General features: G+C 72.5%; 9 protein-coding genes and 1 pseudogene. 1 reads left to right on the forward strand and 9 read right to left on the reverse strand.

Annotated elements, in window-relative coordinates; genetic code table 11:
- From VQ02_RS24280 to VQ02_RS24305, 6 genes and pseudogenes are all read right to left on the reverse strand, one after another.
- Positions 1-2140: pseudogene (locus tag VQ02_RS24280) on the reverse strand (ATP-binding protein); the annotation flags it as partial.
- Entirely contained in the window at positions 2137-2802 is a 666-nt protein-coding gene (locus tag VQ02_RS24285) for a hypothetical protein (RefSeq protein WP_048446808.1), read from the reverse strand. The gene VQ02_RS24285 and the pseudogene VQ02_RS24280, both read right to left, overlap by 4 nt.
- A 27-nt stretch (positions 2803-2829) precedes the next feature.
- Positions 2830-3777: an endonuclease domain-containing protein gene (locus tag VQ02_RS24290; protein ID WP_048446809.1), complete on the reverse strand. Its 948-nt coding sequence runs from the start codon at positions 3775-3777 to the stop codon at positions 2830-2832.
- A gap of 240 nt (positions 3778-4017) precedes the next feature.
- Positions 4018-5205: an L-dopachrome tautomerase-related protein gene (locus VQ02_RS24295; RefSeq protein ID WP_157080789.1), complete on the reverse strand. Its 1188-nt coding sequence runs from the start codon at positions 5203-5205 to the stop codon at positions 4018-4020.
- A gap of 184 nt (positions 5206-5389) precedes the next feature.
- Complete coding sequence (metB, locus tag VQ02_RS24300; protein WP_048446810.1) at positions 5390-6556, reverse strand: cystathionine gamma-synthase; 1167 nt, start codon at positions 6554-6556, stop codon at positions 5390-5392.
- A 117-nt stretch (positions 6557-6673) separates the two neighbouring features.
- Positions 6674-7504 (reverse strand): NADPH-dependent oxidoreductase, encoded by an 831-nt coding sequence (locus VQ02_RS24305; RefSeq protein ID WP_048446811.1) that lies wholly within the window; start codon positions 7502-7504, stop codon positions 6674-6676.
- A gap of 230 nt (positions 7505-7734) precedes the next feature.
- Between VQ02_RS24305 and VQ02_RS24310 the strand changes: the two genes are divergently transcribed.
- Positions 7735-9057, forward strand: coding sequence for an LLM class flavin-dependent oxidoreductase (locus VQ02_RS24310; protein ID WP_083469415.1), 1323 nt, complete (start codon positions 7735-7737; stop codon positions 9055-9057).
- A 16-nt stretch (positions 9058-9073) separates the two neighbouring features.
- Here VQ02_RS24310 and VQ02_RS24315 read toward each other — a convergent pair whose 3' ends face one another.
- The 3 genes from VQ02_RS24315 to VQ02_RS24325 are packed head-to-tail and all read right to left on the reverse strand — an operon-like array spanning position 9074 to position 12519.
- Complete coding sequence (locus VQ02_RS24315) at positions 9074-10036, reverse strand: type II secretion system F family protein (RefSeq protein ID WP_048446813.1); 963 nt, start codon at positions 10034-10036, stop codon at positions 9074-9076.
- A 14-nt stretch (positions 10037-10050) separates the two neighbouring features.
- Positions 10051-11019 carry a type II secretion system F family protein gene (locus VQ02_RS24320; RefSeq protein ID WP_157080790.1) on the reverse strand — a complete coding sequence of 323 codons (969 nt, stop codon included), beginning with the start codon at positions 11017-11019 and terminating at the stop codon, positions 10051-10053.
- Positions 11020-11052: 33 nt separating this feature from the next.
- Positions 11053-12519, reverse strand: a complete 1467-nt coding sequence (locus VQ02_RS24325) for a TadA family conjugal transfer-associated ATPase (protein WP_048446814.1) — start codon at positions 12517-12519, stop codon at positions 11053-11055.
- Between the last annotated feature and the right edge of the window lie 59 nt (positions 12520-12578).

The following is a 12578-nucleotide window of genomic DNA, read 5'->3' on the forward strand; positions in this document are numbered from 1 at the left end:
CGTCGGGGGTGGGCTCTCGGGCGTCCAGGCTCGCGGCCGGGGGCGGAGCAGCGCGAGGCGGCGCGTTCCCCGTGAGCGCTGCGGTCGGCTGGGCAGGCTTCGCCTCCGGCTCGGCCGCGGGGAAGGTCGGCTCGGCCGCGACAGTCTCGCTCCCGGCGCGGGTCGTCGCGTCAGGTTCGCGGGCCGGTCTCGCGCGGCGCGCGGCGCCGAATTCCGATCGCCCCGCGGGCGGCGCGGAGGGCGAGGCCAGATCGGACGTCGGGAGCGGAAGCGGCAGTTGCACCGTCTTGCGCGCCGGCCGGGTTTGGATCTCGGCCGGAGGGCGCCGTCCCTGCACCGGCTGCGCCGCCGTGCCGTACCCCGGCAGGCCGGCCTTGCGGAAGAACTCCGTCCCGCGCACCGGCAGCGTCTTGCGCATCCAGTGCTCGAACTTGTCGAACTGCCCGTTCCGCAGCGCTTCGTCGCGCAGGGTGCGCAGGGCCACGAAGGTGCGCAGGTCGTCGTCGGAGGGGTCGATCAGCTTGCCGCCCGCGGCCATGAACCGGTCGACCAGGGTGCTGGTCTTGGCGCCCGCCGGCACCGGGCCGCGGCGCACCAGCAGCAATTCGCGGCCCGGGATCTTCGACGAGATGCCCGAGGCGGTGAGCGCGGCCCGGAGCCGCGCCTGGAAGGCGATCGGGTGCGGCTGCAGCAGGGCGCGGTAGCAGACGTGGCGCTCGCGGTCGTTCTCGTCGCGGTGGAGGAAGGTGAGCCTCCCGTGAAGCGGCGGCAGCTTCTGCTCCGGCTCGCCCTTGCTCACCACGTCAATGGCGTCGTGCGGGTCGTCCTCCAGGGCGTAGAGATCGAAGGCGGCGCGCAGCAACTCGCCGAGCCCGGCATCCTCGTCGTCGAGGATGCCGGAGAGGTCAGCTGCCCGACGGGCAGCGTCGAGGTCGAAGGGCGGTTTGTCGACGACGACCGTCGGAGGATGAGGCTTCCCGGAGAGATCGTCGCAGACAGCCACTGCCTCGTTCGCCAGGCAGGCGCGTCGGAAGGTGTCGCAGTTTATCAGCAGCGTGCGAGGTCGCATCGCAACGCGGGCCGCTGCCGCTATCGCTTTCTCGCTGAACGGCCAGGTCGGGAAGGGCGGCGTGAAGCCAGCTTCCGCATAGGCCGGACTTAGTCGGCTGCGGATGAGAGCGGCCCCAGCGGCCGTCTTGTTCATACCCTCCAACACCACCGGCGGCTCGAACCGGTCGAAGGCGGATTTCAGCCCGCGTTCCTCCAGCCGCCGCCACGAATCCGTCAGGCAGGTGATCAGCGTCATCCCGCGGCCGCCGCCATCGTGCAGTTCCATCAGGCCCGCCGCCAGCATCTCGGCGAGGCCCGGGCCGGCATCGAAATCGTCGTCGACGGTCAGGCGGCTCGCATCGACCACACCGTCGATCTGGTCGAGGGCGACGAGGGTGGGGCCGCTGAGCCCCATGATCCAGGCCATGCCCCGAACCAGCTCGATGGGCGGCGGCGGCGGGGTCGTGAATCCGAGAGTGGCGCGGGCGGCCGGGTCGGCGTCGTAGCCCTGCAGCCAGGCATGGGCGAGGCCAACGGCGGCGAGATCCTGCGAGCGCAGCAGGCAGAGGGCGCGGAAGACGTCCTGGTGCTTGAGCGCCCGCACCGTGTCGACGTGCATCAGCGCCCGGACGAGGAGGTCGACGACCTTGCGCGTGTCGATGTTGGGCGTGTTGAACGCCTGCTCGACCTGCGCCTCGACCTTGAAGCGGCGCGCGACCCCCGCCAGCACGGCATCGGACTGGCGCCGCCCGTTCGGCATCGTCTGTAGCAGGGCGGTGAGGTAGCTGAGCGCCGCGCTGCGCCAGAAATCGGTGAGCCCGAGCACGTCGAGGAGCACGAACCAGCCGCCGGAGGCCCAGACCTCGCGCCGGATCTGGCCGACGAGATGGGTCTTGCCGATGCCCGGCTCGCCGACGAGCACCCGGCCCCGCGGGCGGGTGCCCGCGGCCGGCGCGTGCAGCGCGGCGACGATCCCGGGGATGAGCGCCTCGTTCGGCGCGCCGGTCGGCTCGGCGTCGAGCCAGACGCTGTCCAGGGTGCGCACCCAGTCGAAGTTGACGCGGCGCAGGGCGTCGAGGGCGTCGCTCATGCCTGGATCCAGATCTCGTGAAACGGCTCGCCGGCCGGGTTGTAGGCGGCCTCGCGCTCGGCGGCGTCGAGGGCCTTCGGGTCGCTGATCCGGGTGAGCCGGATGCTCTTGTCGCCGCTGAGGATCGCGGCGAGCCCGGCATCGACGGTGGCGCGGTCGAGGTCGGCGAGCTGCGCCCGCAGGGCGCTGAGGCGCACGGCCCTCGCCCGCCGGCCGTCGGTGCAGGCGAGGTAGGCCTGCTCGATCCGGGTGCGGAGCTGGCCCCCCGAGAGCGTGCGGGGTGCCTTGGTGGCCGGGCGCTTGGTGCGGGACGCCCGCCCCTTCGGCTCCGGCGGCGGCCGTTCGGGAGCCGGGCCGACGAAGTCGGCGAGCGTCGCCCCCGTCGCCTCCAGGTGGTGGTGGAGGCGCGTCAGCCAGTCCTCCAGCACCCGGACGTTCGGCGGAAGCGGATCGCGCAGGTGCCCGCCGGCCCAGTTCCAGCCCTTGTCGGTCACGGTGAGCCGCGAGGACCGGCCTTCCTTCTCCACAGCCAGCAGCCCGGCTTTCTGCAGCGCGTCGCGCTCGGCCTTCTTCGGCGCGATCTCGCTGTTCAGGGCGGTGCCCTGCCGGCCGAGCAGGCGCCAGAGGACCAGGGCCTGCTGCGGCGTCGGCGTCTCGCTCATCGGATCATCTCTCTCGAAGGAAGGGCGTCATGCGGGCGGGCGCCGGAGCCGGACGACGTCGCGGATCTTCTCGATCGCGCGCTGCAGGTCGGCCTCGACCTGATCGTTGGTGAGGCGCAGCACGAGGTAGCCGGCGACCAGGAGCTCGTAGTCGCGGTGGCGGTCGTGGGCGAATTTGGGGCTGGCCTGGTGCTCCGGGCCGTCGAGCTCGACGATAACGCGGTGGGCGCGGCAGAGGAGGTCGACCCGGGGCTGCTGGCCCCAGCCCTTCACCTGCACCGTCTCGTTGAAGGAGAACAGGCCCGCGAACTCGGGGTCGCGCGCCAGCGCCGCCTCGACCCGCCGCTCGATCGCGCTGGCGTGGTGCGCCCGCGAGGACGGGCCGGGGCGCGCGGGGATGAAGCGCTCAGCGGCCGGCCTCGGGGCGCGGCCGATCGTGCAGGCGCCGTAGAGGATGCGGTCGTAGGGCGGGGTGACGGGCGGCGCCACCGGGAGGGCGGCGACGCAGGCGGCGCCGTGCCCGGCGCACCATTCCAGCGCCTCGATCACCGGCGCCGCCCGCGGCGGCGAGGCCGGGTCGACCTCCGCGACCAGGATCACGCTGCCCGGATCGACCGCCCGCAGCAGCTGGCCGAACTCGAGCGCCCGCGCCGAGCGCCGGAACCGGGGTGGCCGCCCGGCCGCCGCGCACTTCGCCGCCGCCTTGAGCCAGGGGGCGGAGATGCCGGGCACCGGTCCGTCCAGTCCTGGCCAGTCCGGCCAGCGGGCGAGGGCCAGGTCGGCGAGGTCGTCGAGGAGGCGGTCGATCACCGCGGCGGCCCCGCGCATCTCCTCGGTGGCGACCAGGAGCGCGCCGCGGGAGACGTCCCCCGCCGCCAGGATCTCGCCGACGCCGTCGCGCCCGAGGCCGATGACGGCGACCCGCTCGCCGGCCCGGAGGCCGGCGACGCGCGCCGCGAAATCCGCCGGCGTCATGCGCGGCTGCGCCGCGGAAGGCTCCCCGAGTGTCGGCAAGACGAGACCGTGCCCCCCGCACGGGCCGGCGACGTCGATCCGCCCCGGCTGTTATCCGGAGATATCCAGCACAGGTTGCCGCGTCTGGCTAGCGGGTTGTGCAACCGGACCGCGGGGGACTCCCGTTCTGCCGGGCCCGGTCGGGATGATCGGTGTCGCGTCCCCGCCAGCCCCGGTCCGGGATCCCTGGTCGGCGCAGGGTCAGCGCCGGGGAGCGGACCCGGTCGCCTCGCCCGGGTTCGCCCGGATTGCCCAGAGCTCCGTCGGCAGGCTGATCGGAGCGCCGGGCTTGTAGTCGGCCGAGTCCTGGATGTGCGAGGTGGTGACGTAGATCGTGCCGTCCGGCCCCTCGCTGAAGGTGTCGGGCCAGCGCAGCCGCGGATCCCGGATCAGGGTGGTCAGGCCCGCCCCGCCCTGGGCGAGGTCGCGCACCTTGACCGCGTCGTCCTGGGGCGAGGTCACGTACATCCGGCCGTCCTTGCGGGCGATCAGCAGGCCGTCCGCCGGCCCGTTCTCGCCGACCGCGACGACCTTGGACCCCAGCGTCCGGTTCGTGAGCATCTCCGGCACCACCGCGGCGGTGGCCCAGCCGGTGAGCGCGTCGGTCGGCAGGCTGTAGAGCGTCTTGCCTTTGATCGCCTGCCAGTACAGCGTCTTCCCGTCCGGCGAGAGCGCGATGCCGTCGGCCGAGAAGGTGACGCCGCGCCCGTCCGGGCGGCGCAGCGGCTGGCCGTCATAGGTCACCGTCACGGTTCTGTCCGGCATGGTCGAGGGGTGGCCGGAGAGCACGCGCTTCGCCGCGCCGCTGTCGATGTCGACGACGATCAGGGCGCCCTCGGCGCCGGAATCGGTCAGGTAGGCCGTCTTCCCGTCGGGCGAGATCCGCACGTCGTTGATGTAGGAGGCTTGCAGCACGGTGTCGGTGTCGAACGGGATCGTCTTGACCACCTGGTTGGTCTTGAGGTCGATCGCCACGAGCTTCGGCCCGTCCTTGACCACGTGGGCCATCGCGGGCGCGGCGGCGTCCACCACCCACAGCCGGTCCTGGGCGTCGGCGACCACGCTCTGCACGCAGACGAAGTGAGTCTTCGGGTCGACCTCGTCGGCGCGGGCGTTGCGCCAGGAATTCCACTCGGCATCCGGATAGGGCACCGGCTTGCCGTCCTTCAGCTCGGCCACCGAGACCGGAGCGTCCTCGCTCCAGCGCGGGAAGTTGACGAAGATCCGCCCGTCGCGCGCCACGGTGACGCCGGTGACCTGATGCGCGAAGTCCGCGACCTTGGTGAGCCCGGCGGGGTCGGCGGCCGCCTCCTGGGCCAGGGCCGGCGCCGCGACGCCGGACAACAGGGAGAGTGCCAGACCGAGGCGGGCGGCAGTCAGTCTCGTCATTGCAAAGGTCTCCGTCCGGACGACTATCCGGACGGGAGAACGCGCCGGCCTCTGGCGAAGGTCCCGTGCCGCCGCGATGGGGCCGGGCCGCGTCCGAGGCCCGAGGACGGCCGCGAACACGGGGCTCCGTCAGACGCTCGTTCTTCCCTGTGGTGCCTCCACGGGCCCTAAAGCGGTCCTTGCCTCAGCCGCGGGCCACGGCGTCGAGGGCCCGGCCCAGGTCGGCCAGGAGGTCGTCCTCCGCCTCGAGGCCGACCGAGAGCCGCACCAGGCCGTCGCCGAGCCCGGCCCGCTCCCGCGCCTGCGGATCCATGGCGGCGTGCGTCATGGTCACCGGATGCGCGATCAGGCTCTCGATCCCGCCGAGGGATTCCGCCAGGGTGAAGACCCGGAGCGCCCCGACGAGCCGGCGCACCGCCTCGCGCCCGCCGGCGATCTCGGCGCTCAGCATCGCGCCGAAGCCGCGCTGCTGCGCCTTCGCGATCGCGTGGCCCGGATGATCGGGCAGGCCCGGATAGTAGACTCGGGCCACCGCCGGGTGCGCCGCCAGGAACGCGGCGACCGCACCGGCATTGCGCTGCTGGCGCTCGACGCGGGGAAACAGCGTGCGGACGCCGCGCAGGGTCAGGTAGGCGTCGAAGGGCGAGCCGGTGACGCCGATGGTGTTGGCCCAGGCGGCGAGCTCGTCGCCGAGCGTCGCCTCGGCGGCGACGACCGCGCCGCCGATCACGTCCGAGTGCCCGTTGAGGAACTTCGTGGTCGAGTGGACGACGAGGTCGGCGCCGAGCGCGATCGGCTGCTGCAGGGCCGGGGACAGGAAGGTGTTGTCGACGACGGAGAGGGCGCCGGCCGCCTTGGCGAGCGCGGTCGTGCGGCGGATGTCGACGATGCGCATCAGCGGGTTGCTGGGCGTCTCGGTCAGCACGATCCGCGGGCCCTCCGCCAGGGCGGCCCTGAGGGCGGTCTCGTCGGTCTGGTCGACGAAGGCGACGCGGTAATGCCCCCGCTCGGCGCGCATCGAGAGCAGCCGGTGGGTGCCGCCGTAGCAGTCGTGCGGCGCCACCAGGAGGTCGCCGGGCCGCAAGGACGACAGGGCGAGGTCGAGGGCCGCCATGCCGCTCGCCACCACGACCGCCCGGGCCCCGCCCTCGAGCTTCGCCAGGGTGTCGGCGAGCTGGTCGCGGGTCGGGTTGCCGAGGCGGGCGTAATCGTAGGCCCGCGCCTTCTCGAACTCGGCGAAGGTGTAGGTCGTCGACAGGTAGAGGGGCGGCGTCACGGCGCCGAAGGCCGTGTCCGTCCCGATCCCGTTCGCCGCGGCGATCGTCTCCGCCCGCCTGTGCTCGTCCGCCACCGGCTCTCTCCCGTCACGATTGCCCTGCGGCACGGGATCGCCCGCGCCCGGTGTGTTCTTTATGAAGAACGAGACGGGCGATCAACAGGAAATCGTTCGGCCTATCGTACGCACCGCCTATTTCAGCCCGAAGCCGCGGCGCTCCAGGATGGCGCGCAGCCGGTCGCGCCCGCTCAGGGATTCGGGACCGCGCACCCGCTCCAGGGCGGCCTGCGTCCAGCCGACCTCCGGCATCCGCTGGCCGGCCTGGAACTCGGTCATGGCCGCGTCGTAGGCGGCGATCGCCGCCGTCGCGAGGGTGGGGTCGTAGCGCCCGCGGTGCAGCACCACGCCCTGGCCGAGCCGCGGCTTCACGGCGGCGGGCCGCTCCGGGTCGGGATAGCCGATGCAGTGGCCGAACACCGCCAGCACGTTCGGCGGCAGGCCGAGGAGCTCGGCCACCGCCTCCGGATCGTTGCGCAGCGCCCCGATATAGACCGAGCCCAGCCCCAGCGACTCGAGGGCCACGGTGGCGTTCTGGGCGGCGAGCGCGGCGTCCACCACGCCGACGATGAGGGTCTCGAGGTAGTCGAGACCCGCGGTCGGCCGTCCGCGGTCGCGGCCCAGGGTCTCGAGGCGCGCGAGGTCGGCGAGCCAGACCAGCACCACGGGCGCCTCGACGACGTGCCGCTGGCCCCGCGCCACCTCGGACAGGCGCCGCTTCGCGGCGGGATCCTCGACCGCGACGACGCTCCAGGTCTGGAGGTTGGACGAGCTCGGGGCCGATTGCGCCGCGGCGACCAGGGTCTCGATTGTCCCGGCGGGCAGGGGATCGGGCCGGAACGCCCGCACCGTGCGGTGGGCGAGGAGGCCCGCGACGACGCCGTTCCAGGCGATGTCCAGGGCGGCGGCGTCGCCCGCGCCGTAGCGGGCCCGCAGGGCCCCGGTCCGTTCTTCGGTCTCGCTCATCCGCTCCTCGTGTCCCATGCTGTCGCGACCTCGACAGGTCGCCGACGCCCCGTTGCGGGCGCTGCCGCGCCGCCCGCGGCGGCAGAGTAGTACAGGGATCTCGTTGACTAAACCGGGCGGCGTGGCCAGATCGGGCCTGCGTCGCCCCGACAGGGCGGCGCGATCGGCTCGGACAGCCGTCACAGGAGGCCGTCATCGTGCGACACCGCAGGCTTCACCTCGGCGCCTTCATGCGCCCGGTCGGCATCCACACCGCCTGGTGGCGCTACCCGGGCGGCTACCCGGACGCCAACTTCAACTTCGCCCATCTCGCGCGCTTCGCCCAGACCCTCGAGGCGGCGAAGTTCGACGCCTTCTTCATGGCCGACCACCTCGCGGTGCTGAACATGCCGGTCGAGGCGCTCAAGCGCTCGGCCACCGTGACCTCGTTCGACCCCGCGACGCTGCTGCCCGCGCTCGCGGTGGTGACGCAGCGCATCGGGCTCATCGCCACGGCGTCCACCACCTACGACCAGCCGTACCACGTCGCCCGGCGCTTCGCCTCCCTCGACCACCTCAGCGGCGGCCGGGCGGGCTGGAACGTGGTGACGACCTCGAACCCCGACGCGGCGCGGAACTTCGGGCTCCCGCACCATCCCGAGCACGCCGACCGCTACGACCGGGCGCACGAATTCGTCTCGGTGGTGAAGGGCCTGTGGGACTCGTTCGCCGACGATGCCTTCCTGCGCGACGTCGAGAGCGGGATCTTCTTCGACCCCGACCGGATGCACGTGCTCGACCATCGCGGGCCCCACCTCTCGGTGCGCGGACCCCTCAACGTCGCCCGGCCGGTCCAGGGCTGGCCGGTGATCGTGCAGGCCGGCGCCTCCGAGGCGGGGCGCCAGCTCGCCGCCGAGACCGCCGAGGTGATCTTCGGCGCGGCGGGAAGCATCGAGGACGGGCGCCGCTTCGCCGAGGACGTGCGCGGCCGCATGGTGCAGGTCGGGCGCGACCCCAACCACCTCAAGATCCTGCCGGCCTGCTTCGTGGTGGTGGGCGACACGGTGGAGGAGGCGCGGGCCAAGCGCGCCCGCCTCGACGGCCTGGTGCACGAGGCGAGCGCCATCGCGGCCCTCTCGATCGCGCTCGGCGTCGACGCCGCCGCCTTCGACCTCGACGGGCCGCTGCCGGAGATACCGGAGACCAACCAGTCGAAGACCGGGCGGGAGCGGGCGATCGCGCTCGCGCGCCGCGAAGGGCTCACCGTGCGCCAGCTCGCCCAGCGCCTCGGCGGCTATGCCGGCCTCGCCATGGTCGGCACGCCCGCCGCTATCGCCGACGAGATGCAGGCCTGGCTCGAGGCCGGCGCGAGCGACGGCTTCAACGTCATGGTCTCGGACGTGCCGCAGGGGCTCGAGGACTTCACGGCCAAGGTGGTGCCGGAGCTGCAGCGCCGCGGCCTCTTCCGCACGGAGTACGAGGGCACGACCCTGCGCGAGCATCTCGGCCTGCCCCGGCCGGAGAACCGGTTCTTCGCCGGAGGGCGCGAGGCCGGCGATCCGCCGCGGGGCTGACCGGAGGGCCCTGCCCCTACTTGATGCTGAACATCTGCACCATCGCGGGGGTGAGGATCACCACGAACAGCACCGGAAGGAAGAACAGGATCATCGGCACGGTGAGCTTCGGCGGCAGCGCGGCCGCCTTCTTCTCGGCCGCGTTCATGCGCTGGTCGCGGCTCTCCTGGGCCAGCACCCGCAGGGCCTGGCCGACCGGGGTGCCGTAGCGCTCGGCCTGGATCAGCGCCGTGGTGATGTTCTTCACCGATTCGAGGCCGGTGCGGTTGGCGAGGTTCTCGTAGGCGATGCGCCGGTCGGTGAGGTAGGACAGCTCGGCCGTGGTGAGCGCCATCTCCTCGGCCAGGGTCATGCACTGGTTGGCGAGCTCGACGCCGACGCGCCGGAACGCCGCCTCGATCGCCATGCCGGACTCGACGCAGATCAGCAGCAGGTCGAGGGCGTCGGGCCAGTTGCGCTGGATCGTCGCCTGGCGCTTGGAGATCTTGTTGCGCAGGAACACCTCCGGCGCCTTGATGCCGAGGTAGAGCGCGACGACCGCGATGCCGAGCCGCACCAGCAGCGGCTGGTCCAGCACCCGCAGCACGAACAGGTAGAACACCGCCAGGACGAAGAAGGCGAGCGGCGTCACCAGGCGGAAGAACAGGAACGCCACCTCGGCCTGCGGGCCGCGGTAGCCGGCCTTCAGCAGGCTGTTCTTGGCGTTCTCGGCGCCGAGCCAGTCGTCGAGGCGCAGGCGCTCGACCACGCGCTTCATGTAGGCCTTGGGCTCCTGGCGCAGGGTCGCCTTCTGGTTCAGGCGGTCGCGCTCGCGCAGGCGGATGCGGTCGCGCTCCTTGCCCACGCTCCGCATGCGGCCGGCGAGCCGGTCGGGCTCGAGGAAGGGCTGGGCGAGGGTGTAGACCGTGGCCGCCGCGGCCACCGCGGCGAGCAGCGCACCGATGACGTACGGGTCGATCAGCTGGGACAGGAACTGCACGCGCCGCCTCCGGCTCAGATGTCGAAGCGGATCATCCGGCTCATCACGACGACGCCGATGATCATCCACAGGGCGGAGCCGGCGAGGGCGAGCTGACCGATCTGCGAGGTCCAGAGCAGCGAGATGTAGTCGGGGCTGGTGAGGTAGGCGAGGAAGGCCACGATGAACGGCAGGGAGGCGATGATCGCGGCCGAGGCCTTCGCCTCCATGCTCATCGCCTGCACCTTGTCGGCCATCTTGCGCCGGTCGCGCAGCACCCGCGACAGGTTGCCGAGGGCCTCCGACAGGTTGCCGCCGGATTTCTGCTGGATGCCGACCACGATGGCGAAGAAGTTCGCCTCCGGCACCGGCATCCGCTCGTAGAGCCGCGCCACCGCGTCCCCGAGGGAGATGCCGAGGGCCTGCGCCTCGACGAGGGCCCGGAACTCGCCCTTCACCGGCTCCTGGGCCTCGCGGGCGATGACGCGCATGCAGTCGCCGACCGGCAGGCCCGAGCGGATGCCGCGCACGATCACGTCCAGGGCGTTCGGCAGCTCGATGATGAAGCGGGCCATCCGGCGCTTGCGCAGGTAGGCGACCAGCCACCGCGGCAGGCCGAGGCCGGCCGCGAAGGCGAGGCCGCAGGCGATGAGCCCGCTGCCGCTCGCCAGGAAGCCGAACAGGCCGGCGAGGGCGCCGGCGATCGCGCTGAAGGCGTAGAACTGGCCCTTGCTCACGCTCAGGCCGGCCTGGGTCAGGCGCAGCTCCAGGCTGGCGCGGGCCTTCGTCTCCTTGTCCTCGATCTCCTTGAGGCTCTTGGCCACCTGCTCGCGGCGGCTGACGGTCTGCACGCGCTCGGCGGCCTGGTGCTGGCCGACCAGGGCCTGGTGGCGCTTGGCCGCCCGCGCCTCGCTCGGCAGCAGCGGCACCACGACCGCGGAGGCGAACGACACGGCGCTGATCGCCAGGAGGCCCGCCCCGATCAGGAGCTCGAGGTCAATCACGGGCGCCCTCCGCCCCGGCGGTCGCGGCCGGCCTCACGCCTTCTCCTCCGTGCGGACCTCGGCGGCGTCGAGGGCGGCGGCGAGCGCCCGGTCCTCGCCGTAGTACCGGGCCCGCTCCCAGAACCGCGGCCGGCCGATGCCGGTGGAGCGGTGGCGGCCGATGAGCTTGCCGTTCGGATCCTCGCCGACGATGTCGTAGACGAACAGGTCCTGCGTGATGATCACGTCGCCCTCCATCCCCATCACCTCGGTGATGTGGGTGATGCGCCGGGAGCCGTCGCGCAGGCGGGCGGCCTGGACGACGACGTCGATCGAGCCGGCGATCATCTCCCGCAGGGTCTTGGAGGGCAGGTTGTAGCCGCCCATCGAGATCATCGACTCGATGCGCGACAGGCACTCGCGCGGCGAGTTGGCGTGCAGCGTCCCCATCGAGCCGTCGTGGCCGGTATTCATCGCCTGGAGGAGGTCGAAGGCCTCCGGGCCGCGCACCTCGCCGACGATGATGCGCTCGGGCCGCATGCGCAGGCAGTTCTTGATCAGGTCGCGCATCGTGATCTGGCCCTGGCCCTCGAGGTTCGGGGGCCGGGTCTCGAGGCGCACCACGTGGGGCTGCTGCAGCTGCAGCTCGGCCGCGTCCTCGCAGGTGATGATGCGCTCGTCGTCGTCGATGTAGCGGGTGAGGCAGTTCAGCAGCGTCGTCTTGCCCGAGCCCGTGCCGCCCGAGACCACCACGTTGCAGCGCACCCGCCCGATGATCTGCAGGATCCTGGCGCCCTCCGGCGAGATCGAGCCGAAGCGCACGAGCTGGTCGAGGGTGAGCTTGTCCTTCTTGAACTTGCGGATGGTCAGCGCCGGCCCGTCGATGGCCAGCGGCGGCGCGATCACGTTGACGCGCGAGCCGTCCGGCAGGCGGGCGTCGCAGATCGGCGAGGCCTCGTCGACCCGGCGGCCGACCTGGCTGACGATCCGCTGGCAGATGTTCATCAGCTGCTGGTTGTCGCGGAAGCGGACGCCCGTCACTTGGATCTTGCCGCCGACCTCGATGTAGGTCCGGTTGGCGCCGTTCACCATCACGTCGGCGATGTCGTCGCGGGCGAGCAGCGGCTCGAGCGGGCCGTAGCCCAGCACGTCGTTGCAGATATCGTCGAGCAGCTCCTCCTGCTCGGCGATCGACATCACCACGTTCTTGAGGCCGATGATCTCGATGACGATGTCGCGGATCTCCTCCCGCGCCGCGTCCGGCTCGAGGCGGGCGAGCTGGGTGAGGTCGATGGCCTCGATCAGCGCGCCGAAGATCATGCTCTTCGTGCGGTAATACTCGTCCGAGCGGGCGGTTTCCGCCGGCGCCGGGGCCTCGCGGACCGGGCTCGGGGCCGGCTCGGCCCGCTTGCCGTCCTGGAACACCGGCGCGGCGGCCGCCTCCGGGAGCACCGGGGCGGAGCCGGCGGGACGCGCGGCCGGCGCCTTCGGTGCCGTCGCTCCGGGTCTCCTGCCGAACATGGGATCAGCGGCCTTCCTGGGGAAACTGAGGGTCTGGGGCACGGGTCGGGAGAGCGGAC

The organism is Methylobacterium variabile (genome assembly GCF_001043975.1).
GTDB lineage: Bacteria > Pseudomonadota > Alphaproteobacteria > Rhizobiales > Beijerinckiaceae > Methylobacterium > Methylobacterium variabile.

Excerpts from the sequence above, each read along its gene's own strand:
- VQ02_RS24285 (WP_048446808.1), bottom strand. The coding sequence starts at position 2,802 with ATGAGCGAGACGCCGACGCCGCAGCAGGCCCTGGTCCTCTGGCGCCTG.
- VQ02_RS24290 (WP_048446809.1), bottom strand. The coding sequence starts at position 3,777 with ATGACGCCGGCGGATTTCGCGGCGCGCGTCGCCGGCCTCCGGGCCGGC.
- VQ02_RS24295 (WP_157080789.1), bottom strand. The coding sequence starts at position 5,205 with ATGACGAGACTGACTGCCGCCCGCCTCGGTCTGGCACTCTCCCTGTTG.
- VQ02_RS24305 (WP_048446811.1), bottom strand. The coding sequence starts at position 7,504 with ATGAGCGAGACCGAAGAACGGACCGGGGCCCTGCGGGCCCGCTACGGC.
- VQ02_RS24310 (WP_083469415.1), top strand. The coding sequence starts at position 7,735 with ATGCGCCCGGTCGGCATCCACACCGCCTGGTGGCGCTACCCGGGCGGC.
- VQ02_RS24325 (WP_048446814.1), bottom strand. The coding sequence starts at position 12,519 with ATGTTCGGCAGGAGACCCGGAGCGACGGCACCGAAGGCGCCGGCCGCG.